Source organism: Legionella sp. W05-934-2 (assembly GCF_964199965.1).
In the GTDB taxonomy this organism is placed as follows: Bacteria; Pseudomonadota; Gammaproteobacteria; order Legionellales; family Legionellaceae; genus JAFIFT01.
The window spans coordinates 202,249-220,647 of the sequence record NZ_CAXMZT010000003.1; the positions used below are offsets into that span (position 1 = coordinate 202,249).

Consider the following 18,399-nt stretch of genomic DNA (forward strand, 5'->3'; position numbering starts at 1 on the left):
GATAGGGACGCAACATGCGATTGAGTGCTTTACATTAGGAGGGAGCAATGGCTATAGGTGAAGTCAAATGGTTTAATAATGCCAAAGGATGGGGCTTTATCATTCCACAAGGCGGCGGTGAAGATATCTTCGTTCACTATTCTTCAATTCATGGTACAGGGTACAAAACGTTATTTCCTGGGCAACAAGTCAATTTCGACCTTGTTGAAGGAGAACGTGGGCATCATGCCACTAACGTAATAGCTTTGACAGAGGCACCTGACCAACAGCGGGAAATGCTAAAAGAATGTCAAGAAGGATGATATTACCCACCTTCGAAATTGTCCTCATCCTATAATAACCCGGGCAAACTATCTTGTTTTTCCGGGTTTTTGTTTTAGAGTTAAGAAAGCTTGGGAAATATATACTCTTACGTGAATGTTTGCGTTACCGTCTGCGTTACCGAACCAATCCCTTTCTATCAAAAATAATTCGTTTAAGCTTGGAAATGTCGCTCTAGTTTTGCGATTAGCAACAGCAAGTGTCGGATTATTAGTCGAGTGTTATTGTTACAATTAAGCTATTTCGGTAACGCAAACGTTTACGGAATAGTGGGATTTTCTCATCTATAAGGCTATCTCTATTCCAAACTATTTCAATATCTAAACAAACCAGATAAAATGCTAACTTAGTCAATTAGAACGATTAGTCAATGAAACGTGGGTTATTATTGGTTAATTTGGGTACACCAGATTCACCAAATCGCAAAGATGTTCGTCGTTATTTAAAACAATTTTTATCCGACCCCTATGTACTTGATTTACCTAAGCCGATTCGACTAGCACTTTTGTATTGCTTAATATTACCCTTTCGCCCAAAACAATCAGCGCACGCTTACCAACAAATTTGGCAGGAAAATGGCTCTCCCTTGCTTGCATACAGTCTTCGATTAAAAGAACAGTTACAAGAGAAGCTTGGCCAAGCATTCCAAGTTGCGTTAGGGATGCGCTATGGTCAACCCTCTATCGAATCGGCGCTAAAAAATCTCATGGACTGCCAATCAATAACCGTTTTACCTTTATACCCCCAATATTCGAGGGCTACAACTGAATCAACTATTCAAACTGTTTATGATAGATTAAGCGTCTTTGAAGACAAGCCAAAATTAACCATCATTCGTGACTTTTACAATCACCCAGGCTTTATTGAACCAATGGCTGCCCTCATAAAACCTCACCTTGAGACGCATGACCATCTCTTATTAAGTTATCATGGTCTACCGACACGACAAATTATGAAAAGTGGCTGCCAGACGGTCTGTGAAGGATCTTGTCCCAACCCAAAACTTAATCAACAATGCTATCGTTCTCAATGTTTTGCGACATCGCGAGCTATTGCTGATGCCTTATCTTTAAAGCCCAATGAAATTAGCACATCCTTTCAATCTCGACTTGGTCGAACCCCCTGGATTCAACCTTATACCGATGAACAATTAAGAACTTTAGTCAATCAAGGCAGCAAGAATTTATTGATCGCCTGCCCATCATTTACTACGGATTGTTTAGAAACCCTCGAAGAAATCGGGATAAGAGGACAAGAGCTTTGGTTGGCGTTAGGAGGTGAAAAGCTGACATTAGTTCCCTGCGTTAACGATAGTCCTGCGTGGGTTGCTGGGATTGAATCCATCATTTCGCAATAAAAATCCATCCCTTTAACAGTTGTTACCAACTACGATTCTTTGCATAGAAATAACAATCGTTTTTTCGTGAACGTTTGCGTTACCGAATAGATCCATGATTACCCAAATGAATTATAGCCTCGCTGATGGGATGTCCTCCACATTAGGCAAAGCCTGAATACGAAGGACCCATCATCATCCAGATTTTTTAATGGAATGCATTAATACCTGTAATATGACGTCCCAAAACGAGGGTGTGAACATTATCCGTTCCTTCATAAGTGTAAACGGATTCCAAGTTCAACATATGGCGAATGACGTGATATTCTAGGCTGATGCCATTGCCGCCTAACAAATTCCGACAGCCACGAGCAATCGCTAATGCCTGACGACATGCATTACGTTTCGCCAACGAAATCATAACAGGGGTGTCTTTTCCTTGGTCTTTAAGTTGGCCAATGGTTAAATTTAAGCATTGGGCTTTTAATATTTCACTATACATCTCGGCCAAATCGGCTTGTATTAATTGGTTACTTGCTAACGGTTTATTGAAAGCTTGTCGGTCAATAACATAATCTTTGGTAATATCAAAGCAGGCTATCGCTGCGCCAATTGCTCCCCAACAAATGCCATACCTGGCTTGGCTTAAACAACTTAAAGCAGCACCTAATCCCCTTTCACTGCCCGGGAGATAGTGCGAATCGGGGACAAATACATCATCGAATACCAATTCACCCGTGACAGAAGCACGCAGTGACATTTTATGCTTGATTTCCCGTCGGATAAATCCATCAAATTCTTTTTCAACAATGAAGCCACGAATACCTTGATCGGTTTTCGCCCACACGATTGCTAGATCACAAACAGGCGCATTGGTAATCCAAGTTTTTGCGCCATTTAAACGCCACCCGCCATCTACTTTGACCGCTTTTGTGCGCATGCTGCCGGGATCCGATCCTGAATCCGGTTCAGTCAACCCGAAGCTTCCGATCAACTTCGCTTTGGCCATGTCAGGCAAATATTTCTGACGTTGTTCTTCACTGCCAAATTGATAGATGGGGAACATGCATAATGAACTTTGTACGGAAACAAAGCTTCGAAGACCACTATCGCCACGCTCAAGCTCTTGGCATACAAGCCCATAAGCGACGTACGAGGCTTCTGAACCACCATATTGCTCAGGCAAGGTCAAACCCAACAAGCCTAAATCAGCGACTTGTTGCGCAAGCTTTGGAGGAAATACTCCTTTTTCAAAGGACTCTTCCATAATAGGAACAACATCATCAGCAACAAATTTTGCCACGCTGTCCCTTATCATTCGTTCTTCATCTTTTAAGTGTTGGTCAATTAACAATAAATCGTCCACGGCTTTTCTCCTGACTTTTTAATATTGATGCAACATGATTAACGATAGCATCCCGACTGGGCAGAACATGTTGCCATGCATCGCCTAAAGGAATGAAGCAATCACTCGCCGTAATCCGGCTTATCGACAAGGGTCTGCTGCTATTTTCTTGCAGCAAGGTCCATATCCCTTCGCTGACAGAGCCGCTTTTCCGACTTTCATCAACAATCACAATATGTTTTGCGCCTCTAACAGCTTGTAATATGGCCTCAATCGGCAAAGGGTTCAACCATCGAATATCAATCACTTTGGTTTGAATTTGGTGCTGACTTTCTAAAATGGCAGCCGCTTGTCGCGATAGGTAATACCCATTTGCAAAGCTTAAAATGGCGATATCCCCTTTGCCATGCTCACTGATGTCACCAAGCTCTATCATCTCGGAAGGATCGGGATATTCGCTTAGCCATAAATTATCGCCAGCCTCATGCAAATCTTTGGTCATATACAAGGCTATGGGCTCTAAAAAGACAACGACACGTCGTTGTTCATGAGCCAATTTAACACAAGTTCTCAGCATTTTTGCAGCATCCTCACCATGGGAGGGCGTTGCGACAATAACCCCAGGCAAATCCCGCAATACCCCGATGGCATTATCATTATGAAAATGCCCTCCAAAGCCCTTTTGATAAGCCCAAGAGGCGATGCGAATAACCATTGGATTTTGATATTGTCCTTTTGAAAAAAAGGATAACGTTGACGCTTCCCCTCTTAATTGGTCTTCTGCATTATGCAAGTAAGCTAAAAACTGGATTTCTGGAATGGGGATAAACCCATTATGAGCAAATCCAATGGCTGTTCCTAGGATTGTTGTTTCATCCAGTAAGGTGTCAAACACCCTTCTCGGACCAAACCGCTTTTGCAAATCTGCCGTGACTCGGTATACGCCCCCTTTTTTGCCGACATCCTCGCCAAAGATAACTATCTGAGGATAACGCAGCATCAAGTCAGTTAATGCAAAATTAATTTGTTGGCATAAATTGCGTTTTAGCTTGAGCTGATTCGCCTGTTCCGCAAAAATTGCTTGTCGGCTTGCATCATCAGGCATCCCGGGTGAAGAGCGGTAATAGGTCGCATCGGGAATAACCGTCGAGGCAATTTGTTCGGCAGAATCGAGTTTTTTTGTTTTTAGGGCGGCCGTTGCTTTGGCTTCAATTAAAGCACGATTGTCTTTATACAACGTCAAAATGGCTTGTTCATTCATCCAGCCCGCTTCAAGTAGCATTCTGGCGGTATGCAAGAGCGGATCTTGTTTCTCTGTTCGCTCAATTTGCTCAAGCGTATTGTATTGAAGTTCAATATCCGAACCAGCATGACCTAATAATCGCACACAGCGCATACGCACAAACACGGGTACCTTTTTACTCCGAGCCAAGTGAAAAGCTTGCCTTGCTGTTTTAACCACATCCGCTATATTTAAGCCATCGCAAGTGAAATAATGGATACCGGGGCGCTTTGCAATGGACGCTTCTATCCAAGTTGTGGGCGTGGGGACAGAAATACTCGTCCCATTGTCCTCGCACCAAAAAACAAGCGGCAAGGGAATACCTTGCGTTGCTAACCACGAACACGCATTCAAAGTCGTTTGTGATGAGGCGTGGTTCACCGAACCATCTCCAAATGAAACATAGCTAATCGCATCTGAGGCAAGATCCGTTTCAAATCCCGCATTTTTGCCGCGACTTAACGATACGGCTAACCCTAAAGCTTTCGGCAAATGCGACGCAATGGTCGATGTTTGTGGAGGAATATTTAATTCCTTACGGCCAAATACTTTATGTCGTCCACCCGAAATAGGATCCTCGGCAGACGCTAAAAAGGATAAAATACAATCATTTAGACCATCAACTGTCTCTAGATGACGCGCACGTTGGATATAAAACGCACAGCTGCGATAATGCAAAAAAGCCATATCTTTTAGCGATAATTCGAGCCCCGCGCCCGCGTTTCCTTCATGACCACTGCTACCAATCGTGTAGAAAGATAATCCTTTTTCCTTTAACTCACGGGCAATGATATCAAGCAATCTGGATTTTATCTGCGTATCAAATAATTGTATGGCTTGTTGTTTATCAAGATCTGCTTGTTCAAAATGCGTGTGGCTTGCCGGAGAAGGTAATTGATGATTGTGAATGGATGCCGTAAATTGCTCATCAACGATAACAGCGCGATTTAACATAATGCCATCCTGGAAAGTGTCCTGACTTTGTCTATAAAATAGTTGTTATGATTCCTGAAATTAGCATGACGGTCAAGTGATTATCTGTGCAAAAAACAAAAAAAGGACTTCTAAATAACTTGCTTCATGTTCCCTTCTCCCCAGACATGGGGAGAAGGTGCCCGAAGGGCGGATGAGGGGTTGTTGAATCGAAGTTATTATTTTGATGAATAGCGCATGGTGCTTGAAGTGCTTACGAAAAACCCCGCCCCCCCCCTTCGGGCATCCTCTCCCCGTTTCCGGGGAGAGGGGAAATTGAGGGAGGTTATTTAGAAGTCCTGAAAAAAATATACCGAATAATCTTGGTATTGCTATAATAAGAGTGATAGAAAATTAATCAATACAATGAACAAGTTTGACTGACCGTTTAAGGATGAATGATGCAGCTTGAAACATTTGCACCCGGACAAATCAAAATTCAACCAGGAGAGGTCGCCAAACTCAACCGGGCTGTCAGCGATTTATATGTGGGTCAAATACTAAAAACCATCGTTGTTAAATCCGTGAATGATCAAACGGTTATGCTCAATATTAATGGCAATAATATTAATGCTCAAACAGCACATCGCTATATCCCTGGGCAAGAGCTGACAGTGCAAGTCGCAAAACAGGGGAATGAAATTCATTTACAAGTTCAGCCCCAAACAAACACAACGCAAGCTATTCAACAAGCAATTTCCCAACATATTACTCAACAACTACCGACGAACCAAGTGTTAAGTCACATTGCCAATTTAATGCAAACGAATCGGTTACCCCCACCCATCCAATCATTAATACAAAATTGGATGCAATCAATGCCAATGTTAGGCCAATTAAGTCAAGTGCTACCGAGCTTAATGGGCAAAAGCGGACTATTCTTTGAAAACAAATTACGCAAAATTGGTTCGAGTAATGCCTATCAAATCAAAGGCGATTTAAAAGGCATGCTATTTCGACTGCTCGCGCTAACCCAAACCGTCGACTCCAAAGTGGATAAATCGCTTAAGCTACCAGCCAATGTTAATCCGAAACATGCCCCTTTACCGCTGCCAGGTGCAATACCCCAACCGTTTCAAGAGGCTGACCTCCTTGAATTAGGGATAGATAAACTGTCTCTCAAAGATCAATTACATTTTCTAGCCAAGGCAGGTCTAGCTCGAATAACGAGTTTGCAACTGTCTCACTTAGGTTTAAACCAAAGCCAAACAAATTATCAGATAATGCTGGATCTCCCGTTTAGGCTCAATGGACGTATTGAAACCATCCCTTTACTCATTAAGCAAGAAGCGTTTCAACATAATACGTCACTTGATACCTGGTCAGCCCAATTCGCCTTAAATTTAGATAATATCGGCCCTATACAAGCCAAAGTTCAACTAACTTATAAGACGATCGGCGTTGAAATTAACATTGAGAAACCGCAGAATGAACACATGTTACAAGAAATCAAACCCCTGCTTAGTGTCTGGGCCAATGAGCAAGGACTTAGGTTGGGACGTTGGCAAATTAATCACGGTCTTGAACAAAATGATTTCCGGGAACACCCATTTTCCATAGTGGATATTGAGTTATGAGCAAAGAAAACGATATCAGTATTGCCTTAGATTATGATGGAAAATCCGCACCGAAAGTGACTGCCAAAGGGCGGGGTGAAATTGCGCGTAAGATTGTTGAAATTGCTAGAAAACATGGTGTTCCTGTCCAGCAAGATGCGCAATTAACCTATATGCTCGAAAATGTCGAGTTGAACGCAGAAATTCCACCGGCTTTATATATCGCCGTCGCTCAATTGCTCGCTTTTTTGTATCACATCAATGGCAAAAGTCCGACCGATTATCATGCTCACCCAACCAATGATGTAGAAGAGGATGTGCCAACATCGAATAGAAATGCCATTACCAACAAGGATAATGACAATCAGGATGAATTTAAGGACTTTCCTTAAATAGAGTGACCACTAAGGACACGAGCACGAACACGAGTTAGCTGAGCCAATTTTTGATCATTTTCCAAAGAAATAAATAACAAATAGTTGCTTTCTTTGTGAATATTTGCTATAAAACGCGTCTTGATTTTTACAAATTCAGAAGTAGAGGGTCTTATCGCCTTTTTGTTAGCCCTCGTGTAATCTTTGGAGTAACAACATGTCTAGAGTCTGTCAAGTTACAGGCAAGCGACCAATGTCAGGTAACAACGTGTCGCATGCAGTTAACAGAACCAAACGTCGTTTTTTGCCTAATATCCAGCAAAAAAGATATTGGGTTGATGAAGAAAACCGTTTTGTCACTTTGCGTGTCAGCACACGTGGTATGCGTATTATTGATAAATTAGGCATAAAAACTGTGTTAGAGAAAATTCGCAACCGCGGCGAAAAAATTTAATTATATCGTTTAAGGAACAATCATGGCAGCTGTTACTACTAAAGTTAGAATGAACTGCACTGAAGGCACTGGTCATTATTACACCACAACTAAAAACCCACGTACCCATCCTGATAAGATGGAATTGAAAAAATATAATCCTGTCTTACGTCGACATGTTATGTACAAAGAAGGGAAAATTAAGTAGTTTCTTTTTTTACCTGATGTTTGCACTGAGTTGATGTCAGTGCACTATTTGTTAGTATCTGCTTCTCTGTATCGTGCTTGAGATACTAACAAATTCCTTCCCTACCTATTCAAACCTCTCCTTATTATCTCTATTTTTAACATTTTACCTCATGCATTTAAATTCGTTATTTTATAACCATCTATAAAATAGCGCTGGAAAAAGCTGGATTATCGACGATAATCAGTTAAACTTTAATTAAAGGCGATGTTTTTAATTGAGGATTATATGAAGGCATCATTACAATTAAATATTAGCCAACAACTGACGTTAACGCCCCAGTTGCAACAAGCCATCCGCCTCCTACAACTTTCCACTATAGACCTTCAACAAGAAATCCAACAAATCCTAGAAACGAATCCTCTTCTCGAAGCCACGCAGGAAGAGCCTACCAATGAAGAACCCGAAGTGAAAACCGTCGAAATTGATGATGATTATCAATGGGCTAACCTTTTTGAAAGTGCTTTCCATAACTTCAGTGAAGATAAGCAAAGTTTTGAAAATTTATATTCGACAACAACCGATCTACATCAACACTTAACCTGGCAATTAACCTTAAGCACGCTATCTATCGTCGATAAAGTCATTGGTGCAGCCATTATTGATGCATGCCATGAAGATGGGTTTTTAACATTACCGATTGAAGACATTTTCCATAGTTTAAAACAAGAATTATCGGAACTAGAATTTGATGAAGTGATCGCAGTGAAACATTTTCTACAAAATCTGGATCCTATCGGTTGCTGCTCAAGTGATCTGGCGGACTGTCTCCTTGTTCAACTCAACCACTACCCGGTAGAAGAACCGTTAAAAGCACTCACCAAATCAATTCTTAGCGAAAGTCTAACGTTGCTAGGCCAACATAATTACAAGCAAATCAAAAAGGATTATCGCATTTCAGATGATCAACTAAACAAAGTACTAGACATCATACACCGCTTGCACCCAAAGCCCGGTGAAATGATTCAACAAGAATTCACAGAGTATGTCATTCCGGATGTTATTGTTAGAAAGGACAACGGAGAATGGCAAGTTGCACTCAATAATCAAAGTTTGCCAAAATTAAGTATTAATAATCAGTATGCCCAATTACTCAAACAAAGTCCGAATCAAGCCGATTCAACTTATCTTAAATCGAACTTACAAGAAGCAAAATGGTTTTTGAAGAGCATACAAAGCCGCCAAGAAACATTGTTAAATGTGGCACGTTGCATTATGGAAAAACAAAAAGACTTTCTTGAGCATGGCGAAGTAGCCATGAAACCTTTGGTACTTAATGATATTTCCACTGAGTTAGGATTGCATGAATCAACTGTTTCTCGTGTTACCACTCAAAAATTTATTCATACGCCAAGAGGACTCTACGAGTTGAAATATTTTTTCTCATCCCAAGTGCAAACCGATTCAGGTGGTGGGTGTTCGTCAACAGCCATACGAGCAGTAATCAAACAACTTATTCAGGAAGAGAATGGTAAAAAACCATTAAGCGATAGTAAAATCGCTAATTTAATTGCACAGCAAGGTATTCATGTCGCTCGTCGCACAGTGGCTAAATACCGGGAAGCGATGGGCATTCCCCCATCTAGTGCTCGAAAAAAGCTATCTTAATACGGAAACGACATTAAGATTAGATAAACGTATTATGTCATAAAATCTTTAAGGAGCGTAACCATGATGCAAATCAATATGACCGGTCATCGCATGGAACTAACCCCTGCACTCAAGCAGTTTACTCAAGAAAAATTTGATAAATTAGAAAAGCATTTCGATAAAATTACATCAATCAATATTGTATTTGATGTCGAAAAAGTTCGCCAAATTGCAGAAGCGACCATTCTCGTAACTCAAGGTGAATTGCATGCACGCTCTGAAACAGATGACATGTATGCTTCCGTGGATGATTTGGTTAACAAACTGGATCGCCAACTCCTTAAACACAAAGAAAAACTGCGCGAAAAACGATAATGTGATGCATCAACACATGAAAGCTCGGCAACTGCCGGGCTTTCTTTTTAGGGCTTATCACACACCGTCTTAACGAAAGCAAGGGCTTCATCAAAGTCTTTAAAATAGTTCTTTAAGCCCACCAACTCAAGAATTCCTGCTTTTTTTAACTTTTCGGTAACACGTTTATTTGCACCTGATAGCAAAACTGTGACGCCACGTTTATGTAAATCAAGAATCACTTCCTCAAGGGTTTGCAGACCAGTCATATCAATAAATGGCACCCATTTGAGACGAATAATAAGATACCCTGGATCAGTATGAGAAGCAGCAAGCGCTCGTTCAAAATTCTCGACTGCTCCAAAAAATAAGGGTCCTTCCACAGAAAAGACTAAGACATTGGATGGAAGCTTGACACTTTCACTTGGGGAAAATTCTTGAATTAATTCCATTTCCGTCGCTTGTCTTACTTCCACACTGGTTGCCATGCGCCGCAGAAAATGAAGAGTAGCAATAATCACACCAATATTAACAGCAACAACCAGGTCAGCAAAAACCGTCAAAAAGAATGTCATTAACAAGATAACAACATCCGCTCTCGGTGCTCGGCGTGCCATTTTGATAAAATGTTTGGCCTCACTCATGTTCCAGGCTACCACAAACAATATTGCGGCGAGTACGGCAAGGGGAATGTGTATAGCTAAAGGCGCTAACAATATTAAGATAACAAGTAACGTCAATGAATGGATGATCCCTGATAAAGGGCTTGTGCCGCCATTACGAATATTCGTTGCTGTTCTGGCAATGGCACCAGTCGCAGCAAACCCACCCAATAATGGTGTTACAATATTTGCTATACCCTGACCAACTAATTCTTGATTGGAATCATGGCGCGTTCCAGCCATGCCATCTGCAACGACTGCAGATAACAAAGACTCAATCGCTCCAAGCATTGCAATGGTAAAAGCAGGGCCAATTAATTCAGTCAACTGTCCCCAACTGATCGATGGTATCGTTATCTTGGGTAACCCCTGCGGAATACCACCGAATGCTGTTCCAATCGTTTTAACACCCTCAAATTGAAATAGATACTGAAACAAAGTGATCACGACTAACGCCATCAGAGGTCCAGGAAGGCGTTTAAATACAGGAATCTTTGGGCAATAAATAACAATAAATAACGCCAATACCGACAATAGGGTTGTTGTGATATTTAAGTGTGGAAAGGACTGGATCAGCTGATATAATTTCGAATGAAAATGGTGACTTGATACATCAGGAAGCCCAAAAAAATCCTGCCATTGTCCCACCCAAATAATCACAGCAATGCCTGCTGTAAAACCAACAATGACGGGATCGGGAATAAATTTGATGATTGAACCCATCTTGGCTAATCCAAGAAAAAATAACATAATGCCAGCCATCAACGTGGCTATCTGTAATCCTTCAATACCATATTTTTTAGTAATACTTGCTAATACCACAATAAACGCACCAGTTGGCCCAGCAATTTGAAGGCGACTACCACCAAAAATAGACACAATAACCCCGGCCACAATAGCGGTGTACAGCCCTTGTTCTGGCTTTGCACCACTCGCAATCGCAAAAGCCATTGCCAGAGGTAGCGCAACAACGCCAACAATCATCCCTGCAATTAGATTATTTATCCAATGCTTTGATTGAAGTAAGCCAGCGTTTTTTGCTTCCCAGAGTGCCCACATGATGATACCTTTAGTTAAGATTGATGCAAGAAAGATTATATTGTGATTCTCACCAAACGACAATTAGTATTGCATTCGCCCATGTCCATTCAAACGGCAGGCATAGATACCCGCAAATGTTCACCTAAAAGTCCATTGCTTTTTCATGCGTAGTACCTAAGCAAATGGTATATTGCTATTGTCTAGAGTCATTATAGGCGATACAATTACATCCCTAATCTAAGTTAGGCATGAAGAAAAATGAAACTTGATGCAACCGTTATATTAACTGGCGATCAAAGTAAAAAGACGGTCATTTCAACCTTGATCAACCATTTTTGTGCCGCATCACCTCACATTGATCCCAACGCTTTATTTGATCAGTTTTGGCAACGTGAGTTAATGGGCTCTACAGGCCTAGGCTATGGTGTTGCCATACCGCATATTCGTACGGAACAAGTGAAAGAAACGCATGCCGTGTTTGTCCGTTTAGAGCGTCCGATTGACTTTGCAGGGATAGACAAGCAACCCGTTGACTTAGTGATGGGAATGTTATTTTCAGATAAGGATCAACACCGGAATCTCGTTGAATTAAAACACGTTGCGGAGTTTTTCAACGCTTGTAAAAATCGACAATTTATACGAGATGCAGAACAAACAGTTACCATTGAATTCCTGCTTAAGAATTTAGTTTCCAAACATAATATTCCTGATCTAGCGCACTGCTAAGGACGTTCGTCCAGCTCCTTTCTTTGCGTTGGCAAAAAGTCCTTTCTGTCCAATCCCATAGCAACAGCCAACGCACCCGCAACATAGATAGAAGAATAAGTACCCACGACAATACCTATAATCAAAGCGAGTGAAAACCCATGAATCGTTTCACCACCATAAATGAATAAGGCAACAACCACAAACAAGGTTAACACGGAGGTCATAATCGTCCGGGACAACGTTTGGTTAATTGATATGTTCATAATCTCCATCGCATTTGCACGACGAATTTTAATAAAATTTTCGCGAACACGATCAAACACAACAATGGTATCATTTAACGAGTACCCGATGACGGCCAATAAACCTGCAAGGGCTTTAAGATCAAACTCAATGCCAAATAATGCAAAAACCCCCAGAATTAAAACGGGGTCGTGAATCAAAGCCAACGCAGAGCTGACAGCTAAACGATACTCAAATCGCATAGCGATATAGATCATTGTCGCTAATAGTGAAACAATAATCGCTAGAGCACCTTTTGTAGCAAGTTCTTCCCCAACTTGTGGCCCAACATAATCAACTCGTTGTTTAACGGCACCGGGTAAATTCCCCATCACACTGTTCACAAGTTTTGTCTGATCCTGACCAGCGCGAGGAGAAATACTAATTAACACGTCTTTTGATGTGCCATAGCTAACGACTTGCGCCTCAGGGAATCCTGCTTTGGTTAAGCTTTCTCGGATATTTTGTAAGTCCGCAGCTTTTTGATAGGTAATTTCAATTTGGGTACCCCCGGTGAAATCTAACCCCCAATTGAGCCCATTGACAGCTAAAGCCCCCAGAGAGATGATGAAAATCAAAGCGGACAGAATAGCAGCCCACTTACGAGCCCCCATGAAATCATAATTTGAATTTGGATTAAAAAATTCCATCTCGCCCCTCGACTAAATACCTATTGATAGTTTTTTCACATTTCTGCGACCATAGAACCAATTCACCATAGCTCGCGTGTAAGTAATGGCCGTTAGCATTGACGTCAATAAACCCAAACACAATGTTACGGCAAAGCCTTTTACTGGTCCTGTTCCAATTGCAAACAACACAACACCAACAATCAACGTGGTGATGTTCGCATCAATAATGGTGGAAAATGCTCTTTCATACCCCGCAAAGATGGCAGCATGCGGTGTTAATCCATTGCGGATTTCTTCACGAATCCTTTCATAAATCAACACATTTGCATCGACGGCCATGCCCACTGTTAGCACGATACCCGCAATACCAGGTAACGTCAGAGTCGCACCGATGATTGATAAGAGAGCTGTCAAAAACAACAAATTCAATATTAACGCGATGTTTGCAACCAAGCCAAAAAATCGGTAATACACAAGCATCGTTAATAGAATCAATGCCATACCAACTTCAAGGGAAATGATTCCTCGGCGAATATTTTCTTTACCAAGGCTTGGGCCTACGGTACGTTCTTCAACGGGATAAATAGCCGCTGGTAGAGCACCTGCTCGCAGAAGCAAGGCTAAATTACTGGCTTCTTTACTATCAGTCAGACCGGTAATCTGAAAATTATTGCCTAAGGCTGATTGAATGACTGGCGCACTGATAACGCGCTCTTCTTTCCGGGTTACACGTTTTAAGTCGCCACTCGAATCAGGCTCCAGTGTTGTTTTACTTTCAACAAACACGATTGCCATGCGTTTGCCGATGTTTTTTCGCGTCACTTTACTAAAGAGCGCTTCGCCCCCACCGCCTAATTGGATTTGCACGGAGGGACTTGCTGATTGTTGATCAAAACTAGAGACCGCACTGGTAATTGCATCCCCACTAAGAACCACCTGGCGTTTCAGTAATATAGGCTGACCTTTCATATCATACAAACGACTATCAATGGGGATAGCGCCCGTTTGCTTTGCCAACATCGGATCATTTTCAGAATCAACCATATGAAACTCAAGCGTTGCTGTTCCACCTAAAATTTGCTTGGCTCTGGTTGCGTCTTGGATGCCCGGTAAATCGACAGCCACGCGTGTGGCACCTTGTTGTTGTACTACTGCTTCCCCCACCCCTAATTCATTCACTCGATTACGTAGAATACTCATGGTTTGATCAATGGTATTCTGTCTAATTTGATTCAATTCAGCGGGTGGTAAAGTAACAATCATGCTATATGAATCCGCAAATTTGGTGTACACCGCAGCAGGATTTTTTGCTTTTAAACTCCTCAATGCATCTTCGAGCGATTGCAGGCTTCGGAAACGAACATTAACACCTTGGTTTTTAAAATATCGGATACCCGAATAACGAATGCCATCTTCGCGAAGATCTTGCGCAATGCTCTTAATCATCCCCTCAAATCGACGACCAATAACCGCATCAACATCGACTTCCAATAAAAAGTGCACTCCCCCACGCAAGTCAAGACCTTGCTTCATCGGTTCTGCACCAATCGAGGACAACCAGTTGGGCGTTGTAGGCGCCAAATTCAAAGCGATGGTATAATCATTACCGAGATCTGCCTTCAATAAATCACGGGCTTTTAATTGGTTATCCGTTGATGAAAAACGAATATCGATCTGATTATTTTCCACATCCAAGCGCTCAAATGGCATCTTGTCATTGGATAATGCTTGCTTTACTTCAGTTGAAACTTTTTCAACGGATTGGCCAGCAGGAGGATTAATTTGAATGGCCGGTTCTTCAGTGTATAAGTTGGGAATTGAATAAACCAATGCCACCACTGCCAAAACGACAAGCATGATATTTTTCCACAAGGGATAACGATTCTGGTGCATAGTCCGTGTCTCTCGACGTTGATATTAAATAGACTTTAGGGTACCTTTAGGCAACACTGAGCTGATAGCATTTCGTTGAATGGTTACTTCAATGCTATCGGCCAATGCCACCTTAATATATTGATCATCAATTTTGACAATTTTACCTAAAAAGCCACCATTGGTAATCACTTCATCACCTTTGCGCAACTCAGAAATGAGCTTTTGGTGTTCTTTAGCACGCTTATTTTGTGGGCGTATGAGCATAAAATAGAACAAAACAAAAATAGCTAATAGCATAAACATTGGGAACATGCTTTCACCAGGTGCCGCTGCAGGGGCACTGCTTGAAGCTGCTGCTACTGCATCAGCAATGAAAAAACTCATAAGGATACTCCTACTTATCATAACAAATCATTATGGGTGAACATAATATCTAGATTTGCTGGTGATAACAATGGTCAAATGTAAAATTTCAGTTGACAAAGGTTATGCATGGTTAAATATCGGTTCGCCAAAAGCGGGACATAACTGTGGAGATGATGAAAATAACATCGTTGCAAACCCAGCCCACAAGCTTCACAATCACATCGATTCGCCAATGGCTTTGTTGAGCTAACCCATTGATCATCGGTGATTTGATAGATACCATGCTCATCCAATAACAAACCCGCAGTTGATTTTGGGCATAATTGCTCAGTCAACAACCAGGTATGTTGTTGATCGAGCGTTTCCAAGCAAAAAGCTTGCCTCTCCTCGAACAATTGCCACGCTTTTGATGGATTGATAATCGAACTTAACTGCACTAGTTTATGTTGCGGTAATTGAGAAATCCAATCGACAACTGAGTCAGCCAACAATGATCTGTCAGGCATTAACCAATAATAATCCAATTGGCAGATAGCTTCCATTAGCCAAGGACCCCAATCAATACGGTGCTTTTGACCATTTAAGGGGGATTGGAGGGTTAATTTGTCTTTTTTAAAGGACAAGTTTCTAAGATCTAGGATGACAGAATTTGGCCAAGGGTGAATTTTGTCGGCAATTGTCTCCCAAGATGGTTTAACATCCTGAGAATAAAAAGCAACCATTTCCAAATCATAGCAAATAGCTGACACGTTAGCCGTATGCCAATCAATATCCGTTAAATACTGCCCGTCATGGGGCATCACTTTAACCGCGATAGCCTGATTCATTGGGCTTTTCGCCATAATAAACTCGTATCTCCATAACTAAAAAAGCGATAGTGTTGACCAATCGCCTCTTGATATAGCGCCATTGCCTCATTATAACCAATAAAGGCAGATACTAACATCAATAAGGTTGATTCAGGCAAATGAAAATTAGTAATCAAACCATCACACAGTTGAAATTGATAGCCTGGGGTTATAAAAATATCGGTTTCGCCATGGCCAGGCTGAAGATACCCTGAACGCATGACACTCTCTAGTGTCCGCATCGTTGTTGTACCCACGGCAATGACGCGCCTGCCTTCTGACTTTGCCTTTTGGATAATTTCAACGGTTTCACTTGGAAGAAAATAGCACTCACTATGCATTTTGTGGTCTGAAATATTGTCCGCCCTGACCGGTTGGAATGTCCCAGCACCGACATGTAAAGTCGTATATGCGAGATGAACACCTTGAGATTGCAAAGAATCAAGCATTGGCTTGTCAAAATGAAGTCCAGCCGTTGGGGCAGCAACAGAACCTTGATGCGCAGCATAAACTGTTTGGTAGCGGTCCTTGTCGCTCACTTCATCTTGGCGATGTATATAGGGTGGCAAAGGGACATGACCGCTTTTTTGCAAAATATCATTCAGTAACGAGAACGATTTACACATAAATAAATCATCTTGACGGCCAGTGACTTCGATTTGCCATTGGCCGTCAATGACAAGTATCGTCCCGGGTTTGGGCGCTTTACTCGCTTTGATATGGGCTAAGCAATGGTAGTCATCCACCATTCGTTCTATCAAGACCTCGACCTGCCCGCCCGTCGATTTTTTCCCATACAGGCGCGCTGGCATCACTTTGGTATTATTCATCACCAATACGTCCCCAGCTTGTAGATGCTCCGGCAGGGATTTAAAATGTTGATGACAATAGCCTCCTTGATTGGGATCATGAACCAAAAGGCGAGAATCAGAACGGTTTGCTAATGGGTATTGCGCAATCAAAGATTCGGGCAATTGAAAATGAAAGTCTTGGCGACGCATAACACTTAGACCAAAAATAAAGCATTATAAGTGAGCATCATAAGATATTCAATACGCTAAGACGAAGGGATACTCCAAAGCAATGCCGTTAGTTTCAGTCAATTTTTGATGGATTTAATTGCTCTTCCTCTTTTGATGGATTTAATTGCTCTTTCACGTAATCTCTATTTTCCTTTACATCCGAAATGGTTTTAGCAAAAAATGAACCCAAACTTTCTTTTTCTATTTTGTCATAAATAGGTCCATTTGGACCTGATTCTATTACTTTACCATTCTGATAGGTTACCCTAGCTTCATGCTGCCTTATCTGTTTTTCTGAGCCCTTTTGATCAGTAAAGAAAACACAATAACTATGAATTTTTTTATCATGCGTATTATGCCTCGACTTTTCCATGCGTTCAAAACTTGCACCAACATAACCGGATACAGGGTAGTCGGTGAATTCACTCACTTCTTGTGCAAAGACATGAAAGGTATTTTCAATTCTAGAGTAATCTTGATCTTGATAGCCAAATTGTTTTCTAAAATGAGAGCTGCTGGATTTCGCCTCACGCTCATCCAGTGCTTCAGCAGTATGACATCCAAATATTTTTAACTTTTTCGGCTTGAGCTTGTCAAAAATAGTAAGGTATATGTCTGCATATTCACGTGCGTTGTTTGCATCATCAAAAATTCCAAAATACCCATGTCCTACATGATAGATAGTTGTATTATAGTTCCCTTGGACTAAAATATCGGTCAACTCTGTTATGTTAGATTCCATTATATCAAACGGGATAACAAGCACATTTTGACTTTTATGGTGCACTAATCTTCGAATACCTGTTTCAAAAATCCATTCATCATTTCGTTTCGCTTCTTTAAAACTATACAATTTTTGCGTCACGATAATTATATCGTTACTTTGATTTAATGCTAAATATTTTATTAGTTCTTGCCTAAGATTGCCTTTTTTAGCATAGGCGCATCCTTCTTCAATCTCCTCAGAAAATGATTCCTTTGGAAAAAGCGAAAGGTATGAAGGCGTTTGCTTAGCATGCTGCTGATTATGACTATTTTTTGGATAGAATTTTTTTTTCATAAGCACTCCTAACAATATTTCAACAATTGTGACCAGATTATCGACAAATTAGTGGTTTAAATCAACATGAGATAGTAAAATTATAGCCCACAT

Annotated in this window: 18 protein-coding genes; 9 read left to right on the forward strand and 9 right to left on the reverse strand. The window is 41.2% G+C overall.

Annotated features, from left to right (window positions below):
- Nucleotides 1-47 precede the first annotated feature (47 nt).
- Together AB3348_RS04560 and hemH are read left to right on the forward strand one after the other, a co-directional pair.
- Nucleotides 48-302, forward strand: a complete 255-nt coding sequence (locus tag AB3348_RS04560; RefSeq protein ID WP_367606384.1) for a cold-shock protein — start codon at nucleotides 48-50, stop codon at nucleotides 300-302.
- A 389-nt stretch (nucleotides 303-691) separates the two neighbouring features.
- A complete protein-coding gene (gene hemH / locus AB3348_RS04565) occupies nucleotides 692-1,678 on the forward strand; it encodes a ferrochelatase (RefSeq protein WP_367606385.1) in 987 nt (328 codons plus the stop codon).
- A 187-nt stretch (nucleotides 1,679-1,865) separates the two neighbouring features.
- On the opposite strand, the gene AB3348_RS04570 is transcribed toward hemH, so the two are convergent.
- Entirely contained in the window at nucleotides 1,866-2,975 is a 1,110-nt protein-coding gene (locus tag AB3348_RS04570; protein WP_367606536.1) for an acyl-CoA dehydrogenase family protein, read from the reverse strand.
- Between the two features lie 25 nt (nucleotides 2,976-3,000).
- A complete protein-coding gene (locus AB3348_RS04575; RefSeq protein WP_367606386.1) occupies nucleotides 3,001-5,238 on the reverse strand; it encodes a thiamine pyrophosphate-dependent enzyme in 2,238 nt (745 codons plus the stop codon).
- 416 nt (nucleotides 5,239-5,654) lie between these two features.
- On the opposite strand from AB3348_RS04575, the gene AB3348_RS04580 reads away from it, so the two are divergent.
- The 6 genes from AB3348_RS04580 (at nucleotide 5,655) to raiA (ending at nucleotide 9,831) form a co-directional block, all read left to right on the forward strand.
- Nucleotides 5,655-6,833, forward strand: a complete 1,179-nt coding sequence (locus AB3348_RS04580) for a hypothetical protein (protein ID WP_367606387.1) — start codon at nucleotides 5,655-5,657, stop codon at nucleotides 6,831-6,833.
- A complete protein-coding gene (locus AB3348_RS04585) occupies nucleotides 6,830-7,204 on the forward strand; it encodes an EscU/YscU/HrcU family type III secretion system export apparatus switch protein (protein WP_367606388.1) in 375 nt (124 codons plus the stop codon). Before AB3348_RS04580 ends, AB3348_RS04585 begins: the two co-directional genes overlap by 4 nt.
- 199 nt (nucleotides 7,205-7,403) lie before the next feature.
- Nucleotides 7,404-7,640: a 50S ribosomal protein L28 gene (gene rpmB / locus AB3348_RS04590; protein WP_367606389.1), complete on the forward strand. Its 237-nt coding sequence runs from the start codon at nucleotides 7,404-7,406 to the stop codon at nucleotides 7,638-7,640.
- A gap of 22 nt (nucleotides 7,641-7,662) precedes the next feature.
- The gene (gene rpmG / locus AB3348_RS04595; RefSeq protein WP_367606390.1) at nucleotides 7,663-7,827 is read left to right on the forward strand and encodes a 50S ribosomal protein L33; all 165 of its coding nucleotides are present in this window, start codon (nucleotides 7,663-7,665) and stop codon (nucleotides 7,825-7,827) included.
- Between the two features lie 267 nt (nucleotides 7,828-8,094).
- A complete protein-coding gene (locus AB3348_RS04600) occupies nucleotides 8,095-9,474 on the forward strand; it encodes an RNA polymerase factor sigma-54 (protein ID WP_367606391.1) in 1,380 nt (459 codons plus the stop codon).
- 66 nt (nucleotides 9,475-9,540) lie between these two features.
- The gene (gene raiA / locus AB3348_RS04605; protein ID WP_367606537.1) at nucleotides 9,541-9,831 is read left to right on the forward strand and encodes a ribosome-associated translation inhibitor RaiA; all 291 of its coding nucleotides are present in this window, start codon (nucleotides 9,541-9,543) and stop codon (nucleotides 9,829-9,831) included.
- Nucleotides 9,832-9,878: 47 nt separating this feature from the next.
- On the opposite strand, the gene AB3348_RS04610 is transcribed toward raiA, so the two are convergent.
- Nucleotides 9,879-11,531 (reverse strand): SulP family inorganic anion transporter, encoded by a 1,653-nt coding sequence (locus AB3348_RS04610; RefSeq protein ID WP_367606392.1) that lies wholly within the window; start codon nucleotides 11,529-11,531, stop codon nucleotides 9,879-9,881.
- Nucleotides 11,532-11,771: 240 nt separating this feature from the next.
- On the opposite strand from AB3348_RS04610, the gene AB3348_RS04615 reads away from it, so the two are divergent.
- The gene (locus AB3348_RS04615) at nucleotides 11,772-12,239 is read left to right on the forward strand and encodes a PTS sugar transporter subunit IIA (RefSeq protein WP_367606393.1); all 468 of its coding nucleotides are present in this window, start codon (nucleotides 11,772-11,774) and stop codon (nucleotides 12,237-12,239) included.
- Here the strand turns inward: AB3348_RS04615 and secF are convergent.
- The 6 genes from secF to AB3348_RS04645 all read right to left on the reverse strand — a co-directional run bounded on the left by secF (nucleotide 12,236) and on the right by AB3348_RS04645 (nucleotide 18,306).
- Complete coding sequence (secF, locus tag AB3348_RS04620) at nucleotides 12,236-13,153, reverse strand: protein translocase subunit SecF (protein ID WP_367606394.1); 918 nt, start codon at nucleotides 13,151-13,153, stop codon at nucleotides 12,236-12,238. The two genes, AB3348_RS04615 and secF, sit on opposite strands and share 4 nt — an antisense overlap.
- A gap of 12 nt (nucleotides 13,154-13,165) precedes the next feature.
- Nucleotides 13,166-15,028: a protein translocase subunit SecD gene (gene secD / locus AB3348_RS04625; protein WP_367606395.1), complete on the reverse strand. Its 1,863-nt coding sequence runs from the start codon at nucleotides 15,026-15,028 to the stop codon at nucleotides 13,166-13,168.
- 24 nt (nucleotides 15,029-15,052) lie between these two features.
- Nucleotides 15,053-15,394, reverse strand: coding sequence for a preprotein translocase subunit YajC (yajC, locus tag AB3348_RS04630; protein WP_367606396.1), 342 nt, complete (start codon nucleotides 15,392-15,394; stop codon nucleotides 15,053-15,055).
- Nucleotides 15,395-15,468: 74 nt separating this feature from the next.
- A complete protein-coding gene (locus AB3348_RS04635) occupies nucleotides 15,469-16,203 on the reverse strand; it encodes a hypothetical protein (RefSeq protein ID WP_367606397.1) in 735 nt (244 codons plus the stop codon).
- Complete coding sequence (gene queA, locus AB3348_RS04640) at nucleotides 16,200-17,225, reverse strand: tRNA preQ1(34) S-adenosylmethionine ribosyltransferase-isomerase QueA (RefSeq protein WP_367606398.1); 1,026 nt, start codon at nucleotides 17,223-17,225, stop codon at nucleotides 16,200-16,202. Before queA ends, AB3348_RS04635 begins: the two co-directional genes overlap by 4 nt.
- A gap of 94 nt (nucleotides 17,226-17,319) precedes the next feature.
- Nucleotides 17,320-18,306 carry a hypothetical protein gene (locus tag AB3348_RS04645; protein WP_367606399.1) on the reverse strand — a complete coding sequence of 329 codons (987 nt, stop codon included), beginning with the start codon at nucleotides 18,304-18,306 and terminating at the stop codon, nucleotides 17,320-17,322.
- Between the last annotated feature and the right edge of the window lie 93 nt (nucleotides 18,307-18,399).